The sequence below is a fragment of the Phytoactinopolyspora halotolerans genome (genome assembly GCF_010550675.1).
GTDB lineage: Bacteria > Actinomycetota > Actinomycetes > Jiangellales > Jiangellaceae > Phytoactinopolyspora > Phytoactinopolyspora halotolerans.
This window is the reverse complement of the sequence record NZ_JAAGOA010000031.1, coordinates 43,881-60,610: the sequence shown is the minus strand read 5'-3', so window position 1 is coordinate 60,610 and position 16,730 is coordinate 43,881. Positions and strand designations below refer to the sequence as shown.

General features: G+C 69.8%; 12 protein-coding genes. 6 read left to right on the top strand and 6 right to left on the bottom strand.

All coding sequences use genetic code 11. The annotated features are described in order from the left end of the window. The first annotated feature begins 71 nt into the window (after positions 1-71). Positions 72-1,289, top strand: coding sequence for a septation protein SepH (gene sepH / locus G1H10_RS29265; RefSeq protein WP_163744641.1), 1,218 nt, complete (start codon positions 72-74; stop codon positions 1,287-1,289). 241 nt (positions 1,290-1,530) lie between these two features. On the opposite strand, the gene G1H10_RS29260 is transcribed toward sepH, so the two are convergent. The 3 genes from G1H10_RS29260 to G1H10_RS29250 are packed head-to-tail and all read right to left on the bottom strand — an operon-like array spanning position 1,531 to position 5,917. Further along, a complete protein-coding gene (locus G1H10_RS29260) occupies positions 1,531-2,640 on the bottom strand; it encodes an alkaline phosphatase family protein (protein ID WP_216853785.1) in 1,110 nt (369 codons plus the stop codon). 6 nt (positions 2,641-2,646) lie between these two features. Then, positions 2,647-3,228, bottom strand: a complete 582-nt coding sequence (locus tag G1H10_RS29255) for a DUF5998 family protein (protein ID WP_163744639.1) — start codon at positions 3,226-3,228, stop codon at positions 2,647-2,649. Between the two features lie 19 nt (positions 3,229-3,247). Beyond that, complete coding sequence (locus tag G1H10_RS29250) at positions 3,248-5,917, bottom strand: bifunctional acetate--CoA ligase family protein/GNAT family N-acetyltransferase (RefSeq protein WP_216853784.1); 2,670 nt, start codon at positions 5,915-5,917, stop codon at positions 3,248-3,250. A gap of 447 nt (positions 5,918-6,364) precedes the next feature. Here G1H10_RS29250 and G1H10_RS29245 point away from each other — a divergent pair, with 447 nt between their 5' ends. Next, positions 6,365-7,327 (top strand): hypothetical protein, encoded by a 963-nt coding sequence (locus G1H10_RS29245; protein WP_163744635.1) that lies wholly within the window; start codon positions 6,365-6,367, stop codon positions 7,325-7,327. A 611-nt stretch (positions 7,328-7,938) separates the two neighbouring features. Here the strand turns inward: G1H10_RS29245 and G1H10_RS29240 are convergent. The 3 genes from G1H10_RS29240 to G1H10_RS29230 are packed head-to-tail and all read right to left on the bottom strand — an operon-like array spanning position 7,939 to position 10,905. Continuing rightward, a complete protein-coding gene (locus G1H10_RS29240) occupies positions 7,939-8,811 on the bottom strand; it encodes an ABC transporter permease (RefSeq protein WP_163744634.1) in 873 nt (290 codons plus the stop codon). Then, the gene (locus G1H10_RS29235; RefSeq protein WP_163744633.1) at positions 8,798-9,727 is read right to left on the bottom strand and encodes an ABC transporter ATP-binding protein; all 930 of its coding nucleotides are present in this window, start codon (positions 9,725-9,727) and stop codon (positions 8,798-8,800) included. Before G1H10_RS29235 ends, G1H10_RS29240 begins: the two co-directional genes overlap by 14 nt. Further along, positions 9,724-10,905 carry a LolA family protein gene (locus G1H10_RS29230; RefSeq protein ID WP_163744632.1) on the bottom strand — a complete coding sequence of 394 codons (1,182 nt, stop codon included), beginning with the start codon at positions 10,903-10,905 and terminating at the stop codon, positions 9,724-9,726. Before G1H10_RS29230 ends, G1H10_RS29235 begins: the two co-directional genes overlap by 4 nt. Before the next feature lie 112 nt (positions 10,906-11,017). On the opposite strand from G1H10_RS29230, the gene G1H10_RS29225 reads away from it, so the two are divergent. The 4 genes from G1H10_RS29225 (at position 11,018) to G1H10_RS29210 (ending at position 16,669) form a co-directional block, all read left to right on the top strand. Then, positions 11,018-11,701 carry a response regulator transcription factor gene (locus G1H10_RS29225; RefSeq protein ID WP_163744631.1) on the top strand — a complete coding sequence of 228 codons (684 nt, stop codon included), beginning with the start codon at positions 11,018-11,020 and terminating at the stop codon, positions 11,699-11,701. Between the two features lie 3 nt (positions 11,702-11,704). Further along, positions 11,705-13,078, top strand: a complete 1,374-nt coding sequence (locus G1H10_RS29220) for a sensor histidine kinase (protein WP_163744630.1) — start codon at positions 11,705-11,707, stop codon at positions 13,076-13,078. A gap of 186 nt (positions 13,079-13,264) precedes the next feature. After that, on the top strand, positions 13,265-15,805 hold the full coding sequence (locus tag G1H10_RS29215) for a DNA gyrase/topoisomerase IV subunit A (RefSeq protein WP_163744629.1): 2,541 nt from the start codon (positions 13,265-13,267) through the stop codon (positions 15,803-15,805). A 162-nt stretch (positions 15,806-15,967) separates the two neighbouring features. After that, the gene (locus G1H10_RS29210) at positions 15,968-16,669 is read left to right on the top strand and encodes an LppX_LprAFG lipoprotein (RefSeq protein ID WP_163744628.1); all 702 of its coding nucleotides are present in this window, start codon (positions 15,968-15,970) and stop codon (positions 16,667-16,669) included. The last annotated feature ends 61 nt before the right edge of the window (positions 16,670-16,730 follow it).

Genomic DNA, 16,730 nt, shown 5'->3' with positions numbered 1-16,730 from the left:
GCGGCGTGGCGGCTTGGTACAAACGCCCGCACAAGCGACGATGGATGACAGCCAGGCTGGGGAGGTGTACGGTGCGCGAGCTTCGGCTGACGGCGGTCAGCGAGGACGGCGCGTACCTGATCCTCTCCGATGGTGATCAGCAATTCGCGCTGCGGGCCGACGAGCGCTTGCACGCCGCGATCAGAGGCGACCGAGCGAGGTTGGGACAGTTGGAGATTCAGCTCGAAAGCCAACTGCGTCCGCGGGATATTCAGGCCCGGATCCGGGCCGGTGAGTCGGTTGAGTCCGTCGCCGCGGCCGCGACGATGCCGCTGGAGAAGGTGCGGCGGTTCGCCGGGCCGGTACTGGCCGAGCGTGAGCACATCGCGGAACGAGCGCGCCAGGCGCATCTGAAGCGGCTGGCGGGCGAAGGGCCGGTGCGCACCCTGGAGTCGGCCGCGGCGGACTACGTCGCCTCGATCGGCGGTCAGCCGGACACGATCGTCTGGGATGCCTGGCGTGCGGATGACGGACGCTGGCGGGTCGGCTGCAGCTGGGCGTCCCCGGACGAGTCGGACGACTCGGCTGACACGGCCGCGCCGGCCGACGAGACGTCGGCGCTGTTCTCGTTCGATCCGTCCGGGCGTTCCGCCGTGCCCCAGGATGCCACCGCACGGCTCGTCGCCGGTGAGCCTCGGCCCGAACCCGAGCCGGCGCCGGAGCCAGAGCTCGAGCAGCTGCCGGATGAGTACGAGACGCCGGCGGGTCCGCCCCGTCTCTCCGTGGTCAGCCAGCCCGAGGAGGACCACCTCGAGCCGGACGACGAGGAGCCCGGCGACGACGTCCAGCAGCCACCCGCCGCCGCCCATCCACTCGGCCTGGGTGAGCCGCAGCGGCCCGAGCCGGTACCGCGGCTGGTCCGCTCCGCCGACGAGCAGGACGACGACAGCGACGACGACCCCACCGAGCAGACCACGCCGATCGAACCGGCCGCCCGGCGCCCCCGCCGCGCCGGCCGCTATGGCCGGCCCGAGCGACGCCGCCGGGACGCGGAGCTCTGGACCGACGAACCAGACGCGGCCGATGACGATGACACCGCCACGGATCGGCTGCGCTTGAGCGACATTGCGAGCCACGTCGAAGTGGAAGGCGACGAGGACACCCAGGATCTGGCGCCCACCGCGCAGGACCTGGCGCCGACCGCACAGGAGCCGCCGCCTCCGGCGAAGCCGCGCGGATCGTCGCGCTCGCGCCGCCCGAGCGTCCCGAGCTGGGACGAGATCATGTTCGGCCGCCGCAAGAACGACTAAGAACCCCCACGAGCGGGCGTAGGTCCGGAAGACTTCCGTCCATGGAGTGGCGGGCATCAGCGACGACGAGCGGCCAGGAGGGTCATGCCACTCCGGCAGCGACAAGGGGCCGAAGGCCTCCTGGAGCCGTCGGTGCGCGATGACAGGACCACCTGAAGCGATCAACATTCGTGGCATGACCCGACGGCCACATGTGATGGCGAGGAGGAGACTGCTGGGCGGGGACGGAAGTCTTCCGGACCTACGCCCGCCCGACCAACAACGGGACCAGAAGCTCGTCCTCGGTCAGGGCGCCGTGTAGTCCGACCAGCTTGGTCTCCACCGGGAAGGCGCTGCGACGCAGCACCGCGCAGGGCCCGTGCACATTGGCCACGACGTCGCCGATGCGGTCGCGGACCCTGTTCTCCACCGCACCGAACCATCCTGCGGCGATGGCCGCCTCGCGGGTGAGCACCTGCGCGCGCCCGTCGCCGAGGAAGCCCTGCCACGACGCCGCGACGTCGTCCGCAGCACCGTCGGAGACGTAGACGTGCCGGAACCGCGCCTCGCCGGCCACCAGCTCGACACCGTCGCGCAGTTCGGCATGGTCGTCCACGTCGATGCGCTGCCCGCGCGGCACGTCCACCATGCCGTGGTCGCCGGTGACCAGCAGGACCGTGTCCGGCGGCAACGAGTCGTGCAGCTCCTCGCAGAACCGGTCGACCATCACCAGCTGATGCCGCCACGCGGCCGACTCGCATCCGCTCTGGTGACCGGTTTTGTCCAGCGCGGAGTCGTAGACGTACACCAGCGCAGGTTCGCTCTGCGCCACGGCGTCGACCGCCGCGGCGACCCGCTCACCGTAGGTGTCGGCAGCCCGGAAGGGGCCGCGTAGCGCCGCGTTGGTCAAGCCACTCTCCCGGAACCGGCGCTCGCCGAGCACGCTGGTGGCGATGCCGGCGCGATGGGCCCGTTCGAAGAGGCCAGGGTATGGCTGATACGTGGCCGGATCGATGGCCGGCTCCCATTTCAGCGCGTTGAAGATCTCCGAACCGCCCGGCACGCGGGTGGTGTAGCCCAGCACGCCGTGGCGTCCCGGAGGCAGGCCGGTCCCGAGGCTGGTCAGGCTGGTGGCTGTGGTACTCGGCAGGCCACAGGTGATCGGCGAGCCCGTGAGCGACGACAGAAACGGTGCCTGTGCCGGGTGCCGTTTCAGCAGATTCCAGCCGAGCGCGTCGATCAGCACCACGCAGTACCGGCTTGCGGCCGGGAGCTGCATCCCGTTCTGCTCACCGGCGACGCCGAGCGCGCCGAGCACTGACGGCAGAAGGTCGCTGAGCGCACGTTCCCCGTACCGGGGCAGCAGCGTCAACCCGCGTCACCGTACCCGGACGGTGGCCGCCGACAGCGCCCGCGCGAACGCCAGCATGTCGTCGACGCGCATGATGCCGTCGCCCTGCTCGCTTACCCGCAGGGTGAAATCATCCGAGGTGATGGCGCCGGTGTATCCATGATCCGCTTCACAGTCCGGGTCACCACACGTCGCGGGTTCCAGATCGATGCGGCTCATCGCCCCCCAGCCGATGGTCACCACCACGTCCAGCGGCCGGTCCCCCACCCGGTGCGCCGCCGGCGACGGCACGGTGCGGCTGACCACGACGGACGAGACCCGGTCCAGCGGCACGGCCTCCGTGGAGGTGGTCGCGTACGGCGCGGCGTGTGTGTCGTCCGACGGGTACTCGTCGGAGTGGCCCACGATCAACCGCGTCGGGGTGAGCACCAGCACGCTCACGTGCCGGCGCAGTTCGTCCCGGTCGAAATGGGGCTCGTGATGGACGACGAACGACTCCACCGGCTCACCGGCCAGCGCGGTCTCGAGCGTGTCCGTCACCAGGTCCGGGTAGTACCCGGCCTGCTGGATAGCGATCCGAAGCCCTTCATGCGTCCCTATGTCCGCCATACCACTATCCTTGCACGTCTCAGCCCAATCGCCGCGCGTACCACTCCGGCCGTGGCGCCGGACGGGACAACCGCGCGGCCGCGTTGACCACCGACAGTCCGTTCTCGCCGACGAGCACCGGGTTCAACTCCAACGACTCGAGCTCGACGAGGTCGTCCGACATCCGTGACACCCGGTGCAACAGATCCTCGATCGCACCGACGTCGGCCATGATGCCGCCACGGTAGCCGAACAAGACCGGCGCGGCCTTCACCTCACGCACCATCTCCGCCGCGTCGACGTCGGTCAGCGGCGGGATCCGGAACGCCCGGTCGCCGAGCAGCTCGGTGGTCACGCCGGACACCCCGAACGAGACCATCGGCCCGAACATTCGGTCATCGCGCGCCCGGATCACCACCGGTACCCCTCCGGACGCCATCGGCTGCACGACGAACTGAGCCTCGGCCGGGTCGGCCAGGGTGCTCGACATCGTCTCCCATGCATCCCGCATCTCCTCCGGCGTGTCGATGTTCCGCCAGACGTCCGCGAGGTCCGGCCGGTGCCGCAGGTGGGTGGCGGTGGCCTTCAGCACCACCTCGGTGCCGAACCGCGCGAGCGCCGCGAGAGCGGACTGAAGATCCGGCGCCGGGACCATCGGCAACATCGTGATGCCGTAATGGCGCAGCAGCTCGGCGATCTGTTCCGGGTTGAGCTCGACGGCGTCCTCCCCGGAGGGCGCCAGGGCGGCTTCGGCCGCATGGCGTGCCGCGTCGGCGTCGATGCCTGCGACGTCCGGCACCTGTCCGTGCCGGCGGCGGCGCCATGCCCCGTACGACGCGACGCGGGCGAGTGCCCAGGCGGCGTCCTCCACCGACGGGTACGACGGCACGGATCCCCGCCCCGGGACGCCGCGCTCGTCCAGCATCCGCATCGCCTCCGGAACGCCGCGGCTGCCCAGGAAGGTCGTCACGATGGGTTTGGCGCCGCCCGCCGACGCCTCGGCGAGCACCCGGGCCACCTCCTCACTGGTCGAGGCGTCCACGGCCGGGGTGAAGACCACCAGCAGCGCGTCCACCTCCGGCCGCGACATCAGGTCCGCCAGCGCCTCGGCGTAACCCGCGGCGGTCGCCGCCGCGCCCAGGTCGACCGGGTCGCACCCCACCTCCAGTCCGGCGCCGACCACGGCGTCGTAGGCGAGCATGCACAGCGCGCTGGAGTTGCCGACCACCCCCACTCGGGCACCGTTCGGCAGCGGTTGATAGGCGAGCACCTGCGCGACGTCGAACATCTCCGAGATCGTGTTGACCAGGATCACCCCGGACTGGCGGAACATCGCGTCAAGCGCGGCCTGCGGCACCTCGATGGGCCGGACCGTGTGCCCGAGCGGCACACCCTGAGTGGAACGTCCACCCTTGACCACCACCACCGGCTTGGTCTCCGCCACGCGCCGGGAGATCCGGGAGAACTTGCGCGGGTTGCCCAGCGACTCCAGGTACAGCAGCACGACCTCGGTGGCCGGATCGTCGCGCCAGAACTGGAGCAGGTCGTTGCCGGACACGTCGGCGCGGTTGCCGGCGGAGACGAACGTGGACAGGCCGAGCCCGCGGGCCGCCCCGTCGCTGAGTATGGCGGTGCCGAGCGCTCCGGACTGGGCGAAGAGCCCGACCCGGCCAGGTGGCGGCAGCTCCGGCGCCAGCGAGGCGTTCAGCGCGTATTCCGGCGCGGTGTTCACGATGCCCAGGCAGTTCGGCCCGACGACGCGCATCCCGTTCATGCGGGCGACGCGGACCAGACTCGCCTGCCGGGCGCGGCCCTCGTCGTCGCCGAGTTCGGCGAACCCCGCGGAGACCACCACCAAGCCCTTGACTCCCTTGGCCGCACAGTCCAGGACCACGTCTTCGACCGCATCGGCCGGGACCGCCACGACCGCGAGGTCCACCTCGCCCGGCACATCCTGCACCCGTGGATAGGCCGCGACGCCGGCCACCGAGGTCGCCTCCGGGTTCACCGCGTACACGGCTCCGGTGAATCCGTTCTGCAGAATGTTCCGGATCAGCGTCTGGCCCGCCTTGCCCACCGAGCGGCTGGCGCCGACGACGGCCACCGCGCTCGGCGTCAGCAGCCGCTGGATCGAGCGTGCCTCCGCGCGATGCTCGCGCGCGGCCATCACGTGCAGCGAATGATCGGTCGGCACGATCTCGAACTCGACCCGGACCACGCCGTCCTCGAAATGGTCGTGCACCGTGTACCCGGCCTCCGCGAACACCCCGATCATCTTGCGGTTCGCGGGCAGCACGTCGGCGACGAAGCGGTGCAGACCGCGCTCGCGGGCGGCCTGGGCGAGGTGCTCGAGCAGGACGGTCCCCACCCCGCGCCCCTGGTGGCCGTCCTCCACCAGGAACGAGACCTCCGCCTGGCCGGCCGCCACCTGGTCGTACCGGCCCACCGCGATCATCTCCTCACCCACCTGCATGATCAGCGCGACCCGCCGATCGTGGTCGACATGGGTGAAGTGGCTGACATCGCGCTCGCTCAGCCTCGGATACGGGGCGAAGAAGCGGTAGTACTTCGACTCGTCGCTCACCCGTGCGTAGAACTCCACCAGCCGGTCGGCATCCTCCGGACGGATCGGGCGCACGTGTGCCGTTCCCCCGTCGGCGAGCACGACGTCGGCTTCCCAGTGGGCCGGGTACGCGGAATGAGACGACACAGTCGACAGGCTAATGACCCGGGCGAGAAAACCCCAGCAGATCACTTGGATGGTCGCTCCGAACGCCCAGCGGCGTGGCGCACACGTGATCCACGACACCCGTAGACCCCGGCGAGGCGACGTCCCGGTGACCAATCCGGGACGGGAGGTTAACGCTTTCCTGTCCGTTCGTCCGAACTCGCCTTCTAGATCTTGACAGATACTCGCATTCGGCGAAAGAGTCCAACTGCACGGTTTGTCCCCCTTCGGTTTTTCGGGGGGCAACGAGGGGTCGCGTTGCGTCGTGCATGGATGTTCACCGACCGTGAGCGCCATCCGGGGGTGGCCGGCCCCTGTGCAGAGCGCTCACGCCGCGCCGTGGCGCCGGCACCCGTCCGTGATCCGGACGTACCGGCGAGACGATGCGGACGAGCGCGCATCCAGCAGCCAAGCGACACAAGGGGAATCATGCGCTTGAAAAGACTCGCTCTCGCCGCCGCCGGTGGCGGCCTTGTCCTGGTCGGCCTCGCCGCTCCCTCGCAGGCCGGGCTCACGACGTTCTGCGACGGGGTCGCGGAGAACGTCACCGTCCCGGGTGACCTGGTGGTCAAGGCGGGTGACTCCTGCGACCTGACGAACGTCGTCATCCAGGGCAACGCCACGGTCCGCGCCGACGCCAACCTGACCCTGACCGGCTCCACCGTCGAGGGCGCGCTGAGGGTAAACGCCAACGGTTTCGCCAGCACGGTGCAGACCGACGTTCAGGGCGCCACCCGGCTCAACGAGGCGTTCGGCGTCTACTCCGAGGAGAGCTCGCACGCCGCCAACATCGTCGCCTCCGACTCGGAGTTCTTCTACAGCCTCGACTCGGCGCACAACCGCAACGTCAACTCGACCAACGTCGAGGTCTTCCTGGAGAGCGGCTGGGTGTCGAAGAGCGTGAACTCCGAGGGTGGCCTGCTCACCGACCTCTACGACACGGTGGTCGAGGGCAGCCTGTCCGTCACCGGGACCGAGCTGGGCAGCGTGGTGTGCTTCTCCGAGGTCGACGGCGACACCACCTACACCGGCAACGCAGGTCTGGTGCAGCTCGGCGGCCAGAGCCCGGTCAGCGACTGCGGCTTCAACGCCTTCGGCGGCGACGTCACGCTCACCGGCAACACGGCTGACGCCAGCGTCGTCGGCAACGTCATCCGTGGCGACCTGACCTGCACCGACAACTCGCCCGCCCCGGCCGTCAGCGACAACCGGGTCCGCGGCGAGGAGAACTGCGACGCCGCCTCGGCGTCCAAGCTCAGTGCCGCCCGCGGCTCGTTCGGCGCCGCCGGCGACCAGGTCGAGTCGCGCAAGGCCGAGGTGCGGGATCAGATCGAGGAGCGCTCCGAAGCCGCCGAGGACGCGGCCGAGGACGCCGGTCCCGCCTTCGAGTGAACCCACTCGCCACGCCGGCATACGGCGTCGGGTGACCAAAGCGTCGAGTGAGGGGTGACCCCCGCTCGCTGACGCACCGCCAAGGGCCGGTTCCGGGTGAACGATCCGGAACCGGCCCTTCGCGTCCCCGGCCCGCCCTCGCCGACTCGCCCCGGCCGATGTGCTCCAGCTGTGTGACGAGCTGTGCACGTTTCGACCGCTCATCGGCGTCGTGGGCCTGGTCGTGGGAGATCTGGCCGGTTACAGCGGCAATACGCCACACGACTTTCCACCCGGCTCGGTAAACCCGCCTACGAGCGGCCTGGGTTCACACGATCGAGCTCACAACTCCGCCTGAACCGGCCGTAGTGCACACGACCACCATCACGAGGCGATCGTGGATCGCGTCGTGTGAGAAGCAGCCGGTCGCCACGTCACCGTGTCATCGGTCGTGTCAATGGTGACCGGTGCATGCGCCGACTGTGCAGTCTGTCGTGTGAATGATCGAGCCCGTCGTCAACGCGCCGCTGGGTTGGCAGGTGGGACACGGCATGTCAGTGGGAAACGAGCCTGCTGGTCAGAACCGGCATGTCAGTGGGAAACGAACCTGCCGGCGGTCATCCGCCGACGGCCTAGGACGTGATGTCCCGCATGGTCAGCCGCGCCCACGCGAAAGACAGGAAGATCACGGCGTATCCGGCGTGGGTGAGCAGTCCGCGCCCGATGGCCTCGGTCATGATCGGCTCCCGCAGGAAGTCGCCGAATACCGACCAGGTGTCGGTCAGCAGCCACGGATGCAGCCAGGACAGCTGCGGGATCAGCCCAAGGATCTGCGACAACACCGGGATCGCCGCGACTGTCGCCATCGCCGCCACCGGAACCTCGGTGAGCGTGGAGACGAAGACGCCGATCGCCGCCAAGCCGCCCAGCAGCACGGCCGCATAGCCGGCCATCAGCAGCGCACGCCACAGGGTCTCACCGAAACCGATGGTGGTGCCCGACAGCAGCGTCACGTCACCGGCGGAGAACAGAGCCGCGCCCGTCACCATCCCGGAGGTCACCACCAGCACGGTGGTGATCAGCCCGAACAGGACACAAGAGGCGTACTTCGTCGCCAACAGCCGGCCCCGTCCCGCCGGCACGATCAGCAGATACCGCAGAGTGCCGGCGCTGGCCTCACCCGCGATCGAATCACCGGAGACCACCGACATCGCCAACGGCAGAAAGAACGGCATCAGCAGCAACAGCCCGGAGAAGCCGAGGAACAGCCCGTTGCCGGCCACCTCGCCGAGGAACGCCGGCGCGTCGCCGTCGCCCTCACCCGACGAGGAGCTGGCCCGCAGCGCCAGGCCGATCACGATCGGCGCAGCCACCAGCACGCCGAGCATCCCGAGATTCCGCCGCCGGCGCAGCACCAGCTTCAGCTCAGAGGCGAGGAACGTCCCGGGCAGCGCCGTCCTGGTCGGAGCCGGCGCGGGGGCGCCGATCAGTTCACTCGTCGACATCGAAACCCTCCCCGGTCAACGAGACGAACAGCTCTTCCAGCCCCGGACGCTCGATGATCACCTGCCGCACCGGCACGCCTGACTTCACCAGCTCCTCCACCACGTCCTCCGGTACCGCGCCGCCCAGTTCACCGGTGACTCCGGTGCTGTCCGCCGCCACGTTGCGCAGCCCGAACCGGCGCAGCACCTCCGCGGCGTCGTCCCCGGCCCGGGTATCGATACGCAACCGCGTGGCCAGCGCCGAGCGCAACGTGGAGATGCTGCCCTGCGCCACCAGGGCGCCCGAGCGCATGATGCCCACGTGGGTGCACATCTGGTCCACCTCGGAGAGCAGGTGAGACGAGAGGAACACGGTGGTGCCCGCGGCTGCCACCTCCGACACCAGATGGCGCACCTCTCGCGTGCCCTGCGGGTCCAGGCCGTTGGTCGGCTCGTCGAGCACCAGCAGCTCGCGCGGGCGCAGCAGGGATGCGGCCAGGCCCAGCCGCTGCCGCATCCCCTGCGAGTAGGCCCGGTAGTTCTTCCCCGCGGCCGCGGCGAGCCCGACTCGCTCCAGCGCCGCGTCGATCCGTCGCCGCCGGTCCGCCGGCGTGGCCGTACGGTCGGCCGCATCGAGCCGGACCAGGTTGTCCCGGCCGGACAGGTACGGATGGAACGCCGGACCGTCCACCAGGGCGCCGACCCGAGGGAGCACCGCGGACGCACCGTCCGGCATCCGTTCGCCCAGCAGGTGCACCGTTCCCTCGCTCGCCGCCGCCAGCCCGAGCAGGATCCGGATGGTGGTGGTCTTCCCCGAGCCGTTCGGCCCGAGGAAGCCGTAGACGGATCCCTGTGGCACATCGAGGTCGATCACGTCGACAGCGGTCCGCTTTCCGAATCGCTTCGTTAGAGCGCTGGTCGCGATCGCCGACGTCACGCTGCCGCTTCTTCGAGGACGTCCAGGTCGACGGCGCCGATCAGCATGCGGCCGTCGTCGAGCCAGAGCACGGAGAAGAGGCGACTGGTGAAGCCGACACCGCTGCCGTATGGCCCCTCGACCCGTTCCATGTCGTTGAGGAAGGCATCCAGGATGCCGGTGAGATCGCCGAGCTCACCCTGCCCTTGTCCGCCGGTCAACTCCTCCAACTGCCCAGTGACGTCCGCCATCTCGATCCCAGTGATGGTGATCACCGAGGCCCATCCGTCCTCGGAGACGTCGACCTCGATGTCGTCCATCGCGGTGAACGGGTCCTCGTCGTGCTGCGGTGCATGCTTGTCCGACCACCACTGCTCGACGTCGAACTCCTCGACGGTGGCTCCGGCCGGCGGGGTGAACTCGTAGACCGACGCCTCGGGCTCGGTGAACGTCACCGACGTGAACCCGATCTCCACGGCCGGGTCTCCGCCGTCGGCCGCCAGCACCTGGATGCGCAGCGGCACGCCGTGCTCACCGTCGACGGCGAGGCGTACCGAGTCCACCAGCGAACGCTCGTCGTCGGGCCGGATCACCAGCTCGTACGCGGCCCGGCCGGCCACCGAGGCGGTGCCGTCCACCGAGACGTCGCTGGTCGGCGTCAACCACGCGAGGAACAACCCGGCCATGGCCTCATTCGATAGCGCCGCCCCCGGCGTCGCGAAGCCGGCGCCCGACTCGTCCGGGTCACCCTCCCCCGGCCACAGCGAACCTTCGTGGTGGCGGACCGTGTTCTCTTCGCTGTTCCAGTACCACAGCTCGTCGTCGTTGACGATCACATCCGTCTCGGAGAGATCGCCGTGCAGCGCAACCCGGAAGCTCGACGGGTCGCTGTACCAGATACGCGCGGTGGTGGCGCCGGCGAGCAGACTCAGCGGCGAGACGTCCCCGCCCGAGACCGGTAGCTCCGGGAAGCCCAAGTCGGCCGAGTGCACCACGGTCCCGGCGAACGGGACCTCGTGCGCCTGCGCCACACTGGCCAGCACCTCGGCGGGACTCTTCTCCGGCAGCTCGGAGTCCGCGTCGGCGAAGACCGGCACGGCCACCGCGGCGGTCACCACCGTCGCCGTGATGATCGCAGGGACGGCCCACGGCCGCTTGGATAGAGTGAACCTCTGCAGGCGATTCGCTGTGGCAGTCATCTATGTTCTCCTTCGGACAGCACCCGTGCCATCTTCACTGTGCGACCGGTGCGCTGTGAGGACACTGAGAGCTTCACACCCACGATGCCACGATGAGCGGGAGACTAACCACATGCGGATTCTGGTGATCGAGGACGAGCGCGGGCTCGCCCGCGCGTTGCAGCGTGGACTCTCCGCGGAGGGGTTCTCCGTGCAGCTCGCGCACGACGGCGTCCAGGGCCTGCACCTGGCGCGCGAGTACGAGTACGACGCCATCGTGCTGGACATCATGCTGCCGTCGCTCTCCGGCTACCGGATCTGCCAGGCGCTGCGGGCAGAGGACAACTGGGTGCCGATCCTCATGCTCTCCGCCAAGGACGGGGAGTACGACCAGGCCGACGGCCTGGACATCGGCGCCGACGACTACCTCACCAAGCCGTTCTCCTACGTCGTCCTGGTCGCCAAGCTCCGGGCCCTGATCCGGCGTGGCACCCCGGAACGGCCCGCCGTGCTGCGGGTCGGCGACCTGTACCTGGACCCGGCCACCCGCGCGGTGCGGCGGGGCGACGATCCGGTCGAACTCACCCCGCGGGAGTTCGGGTTGCTGCAGTATCTGATGTACCGCAACGGCGAGGTGGTCTCCAAGATCGATCTGTTGGAGCATGTGTGGGATCCGCACTACGACGGCGACCCGAACGTCGTCGAGGTCTACGTCGGCTACCTGCGCCGCAAGATCGACACTCCGTACGGCCGGCACAGCCTGCGCACCGTCCGCGGCGCCGGGTACCGGATCATCGACGACCTCGCGGCGCAGTGACGCATGGCCGCCGGACACACCCCCAAGCACTCGCTGCGCGCGCGGCTCACGTTCGTCGTGACCGTGGTGGCGATGGTCGGCATCGCGGCGGCGAGTGTCGGCACAGTGATGCTGATCGAGCGTGCGCTGGTCGGTTCGATCGACGACGCCGCCCGTAGCTACGCCCAGGACACGGCGGTGCTGGTGGAGTCGGACCGGATCTCCAACCCGCTGCCGGGTGCGGGGGCGGCGATCGCGCAGGTGGTCGACGCTGAGGACCGGGTGCTCGCCTCCACCCCCGGCGGTGACCTGTTGGTGCCGATCGTCGGCGGGGACGACCTCGCAGCGGTGCGGGAAGGCCGCGCGATCGACATGTCCGGGAGCAGGCTCGGCCAGCCCGACCCCTACCGGGTGCTCGGCGTCCCGGCTGAGCTGGACGGCGAGACGCACACCGTGATCGTGGCCGTGTCTCTGGCCGAACAGCGACGGGCCGCCCGGCTGTTCCGCTTCGTCACGTTCACCTTGGGCGCTGTGGTGGCCATCGCCGTCGGGGCGTTGAGCTGGTACGTCACCGGGCGGACGCTGCGTCCGGTGGAGGAGCTGCGGCGCAGCGCAGCCGAGATCACCGGGACCGGCGAGCGCCGGCTGCTGCCGGTACCGGCGGCACGCGACGAGTTGCACCGGCTGGCCACCACGCTCAATGACATGCTGCGCCGGCTGGAGGACGCCTCGGCGCGGCAACGGGCGTTCGTCGCCGATGCGGCACACGAGTTGCGCAGCCCGATCGCGGCGCTGCGGACCGAACTCGAAGTCGCTCAGGCACATCCGGACGCGGTGGACATGGCGGAGACCACCCGGGAGGCGCTACACGAGGTGGAGCGGATGGGCCGCCTCGTCGACGACCTGCTGGTACTCGCTCGGCTCGAAGAGGGCCGGTTCAGCTCCACCTGGCTGGTGGACATGCGGGACCTGGCCGAGAGCATCGCCGGCAGCCTCCGGGAGCCGCGCGTGCCGGTGACGGTGGAGCCCGGACCGGGGGCGTCCGTCCACGGCAGCCCCGAGGCGCTGTCCAGACTGCTGCACAACCTGATCGCCAACGCGTTGCGGCACGCGGCAACCAAGGTCACGGTCGCGGTGAGTCAGGCCGGACACCTGGTCGAGGTGCGGGTCGGCAACGACGGGCCGGCCATCCCCCCGCGTCACCGCGAGCGCATCTTCGAGCGCTTCACCCGGCTGGACGACGCGCGCAGCCGGGACGCCGGCGGCACCGGGCTGGGCTTGGCCATCGTCCGGCAGATCGCCCGGTCGCACGGCGGCGACGTCTCGGTCGCGGACCAGGACCAGGGCGCGTGCTTCATCGTCCGCCTGCCCTCCCGCGGCCGCGCCGGCACCGCCTAAATGATCATGTGAAGTAGGTTTTCCCGTGCGACAACAGGTCTGCAGACATGGTAGGGCAAGAGAAAACCCACTTCACATGATCATTTAGGGCGTGCGGTCGAGGTGGGGTGGGGTCGGTGGGGCCGTTGCACGTCAAGCGTGGGTCGCTGCATCACTTCGTCGGCGGGAGGCGCAACAATAGGCGGCATGGCTCGCGGAACCAAGACTCCCCCACCTGAGGACTTCGAAGAGACGATCATCGATGTGGACGTCTCCGAGGAGATGCGCGGCAGCTTCCTCGAATATGCCTACTCGGTCATCTACTCGAGGGCCATCCCGGACGCCCGGGACGGTCTGAAGCCGGTTCAGCGCCGGATCCTGTTCCAGATGCAGGAGATGGGGCTACGCCCTGACCGTGCGCACGTCAAGTGTGGCCGCGTCGTCGGCGACGTCATGGGCAAGCTGCACCCGCACGGCGACGGCGCCATCTACGACACGCTGGTCCGTATGGCCCAGTCCTGGGCGATGCGCGTCCCGCTGGTCGACGGGCACGGCAACTTTGGATCGTTAGACGCAGGTCCAGCAGCCTATCGTTACACCGAGTGCCGGATGGCGGAGCCGGCGACGCTGCTCACCGCGTCGCTCGACGAGAACGTCGTGGACATGGTGTCGAACTACGACGGCCAGTTCTCCCAGCCCGAGGTGTTGCCCGCCGCGTTCCCGAACGTGCTGGTCAACGGGTCCAGCGGGATCGCCGTCGGGATGGCCACCAACATGGCACCGCACAACCTCGGTGAGGTGATCGAGGCGACCCGGCACCTGATCGCCAACCCGGACGCCACGCTCGACGACCTCATGCGTTTCGTCCCCGGCCCGGACCTGCCGGGCGGCGGCCGGATCGTTGGCTTGGACGGTATCCGGGACGCCTACGAGACGGGACGCGGAGCGTTCAAGACCCGGGCCACCGCGCGGATCGAGAACATCACGGCGCGCCGCAAGGGCATCGTGATCACCGAGTTGCCCTACATGGTGGGTCCGGAGCGGGTCCGCGAGCGCATCGTCGACCTGGTGAAGGCGAAGAAGCTGGCCGGCGTGGCCGACGTCGTCGACTACACCGACCGGAACACCAGCCTCCGCTTGGTGATCGAGCTGAAGAGCGGATTCGTCCCGGAGGCGGTGCTGGAGGAGCTGTACCGGCTGACGCCGCTGGAGGACTCGTTCTCCATCAACAACGTCGCGCTGGTCGATGGGCAGCCGCGCACGCTGGGGCTGAAGGAACTACTCGAGGTCTTCATCAGCCATCGCCTCGACGTGGTCCGCCGGCGTAGCGAGTTCCGCCGCACCAAGGCGGCCGACCGGCTGCACCTGGTGGACGGTCTGCTGGTGGCGTTGCTGGACATCGACGAGGTCATCGCCGTGATCAGGTCCTCCGACGACGCCACCGCCGCCCGCGATCGGCTGATGGAGATCTTCGACCTGTCCGAGGTGCAGGCACGCTACATCCTGGACACCCCGCTGCGCCGGCTCACCAAGTACGACCGGCTGGAGCTGGACAAGGAGGCGGAGGATCTGCGCCGCACCATCGACGAGCTGACCGCGCTGCTGGAGGACGAGACGCTGCTGCGGCAGGCGATCTCCGAGGAGCTCGCCGAGGTGGCGGCCGCGCATGCGACACCACGTCGTACCGTGCTACTGGAAGACGCCGGCACCCCCCGCACCGCCACGCGGGGCGTCCCGGCGACGGCACTGGAGATCGCCGACGACCCGTGTCAGGTCATGCTCTCCTCCACCGGACTGCTGGCTCGGACGGCGGGCGACGAGCCGCTGGTCTCCGCGGCCAAGCGGGCCAAGCACGACCTCGTGGTGTCCAGCGTGCCGGCCACCGCGCGCGGCGAGATCGGTGCGGTGACCACGGCGGGGCGGCTCATCCGGCTCTCGGTCCTGGATCTGCCCGCATTGCCTCCGTCCGCGTCGCCGACGCTCGCCGGCGGCGCCCCGGTGAAGGAGTTCGTGGAGCTGGAGCCGGACGAGCGTGTGCTGTGCCTGGCCACGCTCGACGCCGACTCCCCCGGACTCGCCCTCGGCACGGCCCACGGCGTGGTCAAACGGGTAGCACCGGACCATCCGTCGAACAAGGACTCATGGGAGGTCATCCGCCTCGACGACGGTGACCGTGTGGTGGGCGCCGTTCAGCTGCGCACCGGAGAGGAAGACCTGGTGTTCGTCAGCTCGGATGCGCAGCTCCTGCGGTTCTCGGCCGGCGTGGTGCGGCCACAGGGCCGTTCGGGCGGCGGCGTCGCAGGCATCAAGCTCGGCCCGGGGGCGCACGTCATCTTCTTCGGCGCTGTTCCGCCCGGCCGGGACGCCACCGCGGTGACCGTGGCCGGATCGTCGTCGGCGCTCCCCGGAACGCAGGCCGGGACGGTCAAGGTCACCCCGTATTCCGAGTATCCGGCGAAGGGCAGGGCCACCGGCGGCGTGCGCTGTCACCGGTTCCTCAAGGGTGAGGACACGCTGCTGCTCGCCTGGGTGGGACTCGCTCCGGCGCGGGCCGCGGCCGCGAGCGGAGTTCCGATCGACCTCCCCACCGAGCCCGGCCGCCGCGACGGTTCGGGCACGCCGGCGCCGCAGCCGATCGCCTCGGTGGGGCCCTACCTCGCCGAGGGCACCCCGGGCGAGAGTTCCGGCGACGCCGGAGCCCCGCCGCCGGAGGACGGTGTGCTGCCGCTGGACGACGAGGAGAATTAAGCGGAGGGTCGGACGGCTCTCAGCATGCTCACAGTGCCGACAGTGGAGCGTAGGCTGCGTAGACAGGCAACGTGTGCTCGGCCGGCGGTCAGCGTCGGCGAGCCCATGACGATGCGGGAGGACACGATCTCCAGACCAGGCTCTCGCGGGTGCGCACGACGCATGCTGCGCACCCTGCTGCCGACGCTGACCGCCGTCGCTGTGCTGTGGCTGTCCGCGTGCAGCGACGACGGCGACAACGGTGGCGACGCCGCCGAGGATCCGCAGGCCGCGCTCGAGACGGCGGCGGAGCTGCTCGCCGAGACGTCGAGCGTGCGGTTCACCGTGGAAGGCGAGGACCTACCGGACTCGGGGACCGTCGTCGTCGGTGCCGAAGGGGTGGCCGTCCCGCCCAGTTCCTTCGAGGGCGGGGTCCGGGTCAAGGCCGGCGCGCTCTCCAGCACCGTCGACGTCGTCTCGATCGATGGCGAGATCTGGGCCCAGCTTCCGTTGACCGACGGCTACGAGAAGATGGACGCGACGGGTCTCGACTTCGGCGATCCGGGCGTCCTGATCGACCCGGAGCAGGGTGTGGGGCAGCTGCTGCGCTCCGGGAGCGACGTCGCGGGGGCCGATCAGGTGCGCGTCGACGGCGAGGTATACGACCAGGTGGAGTCGGTGATCCCCGGCGAGCTGGTGGACGCCATCCTCACCCTGGCCGACCCGGACGCCGACGTGCAGGCGACCTGGTCGCTGGACCCGGACACCGGCCGGCTTCGGCAGGCGACGTTGACCGGGCCGTTCTACGACGGCGGAGAGCAGACCTACGTCGTCAGCCTCGACGAGTACGACGAGCCCGCAGAGATCAGTGCGCCGACCGGCTGAGCCTCCCAGCCCACCCATGATCATGAACGCTAACCGTACGAATAGCACGCCTAGTGTTCAT

Coding starts and splice junctions, on each gene's coding strand:
- G1H10_RS29210 (WP_163744628.1), top strand. CDS start 15,968: ATGCTGCGCACCCTGCTGCCGACGCTGACCGCCGTCGCTGTGCTGTGG.
- G1H10_RS29245 (WP_163744635.1), top strand. CDS start 6,365: ATGCGCTTGAAAAGACTCGCTCTCGCCGCCGCCGGTGGCGGCCTTGTC.
- G1H10_RS29240 (WP_163744634.1), bottom strand. CDS start 8,811: ATGTCGACGAGTGAACTGATCGGCGCCCCCGCGCCGGCTCCGACCAGG.
- G1H10_RS29220 (WP_163744630.1), top strand. CDS start 11,705: ATGGCCGCCGGACACACCCCCAAGCACTCGCTGCGCGCGCGGCTCACG.
- G1H10_RS29215 (WP_163744629.1), top strand. CDS start 13,265: ATGGCTCGCGGAACCAAGACTCCCCCACCTGAGGACTTCGAAGAGACG.
- G1H10_RS29255 (WP_163744639.1), bottom strand. CDS start 3,228: ATGGCGGACATAGGGACGCATGAAGGGCTTCGGATCGCTATCCAGCAG.
- G1H10_RS29230 (WP_163744632.1), bottom strand. CDS start 10,905: ATGACTGCCACAGCGAATCGCCTGCAGAGGTTCACTCTATCCAAGCGG.
- G1H10_RS29225 (WP_163744631.1), top strand. CDS start 11,018: ATGCGGATTCTGGTGATCGAGGACGAGCGCGGGCTCGCCCGCGCGTTG.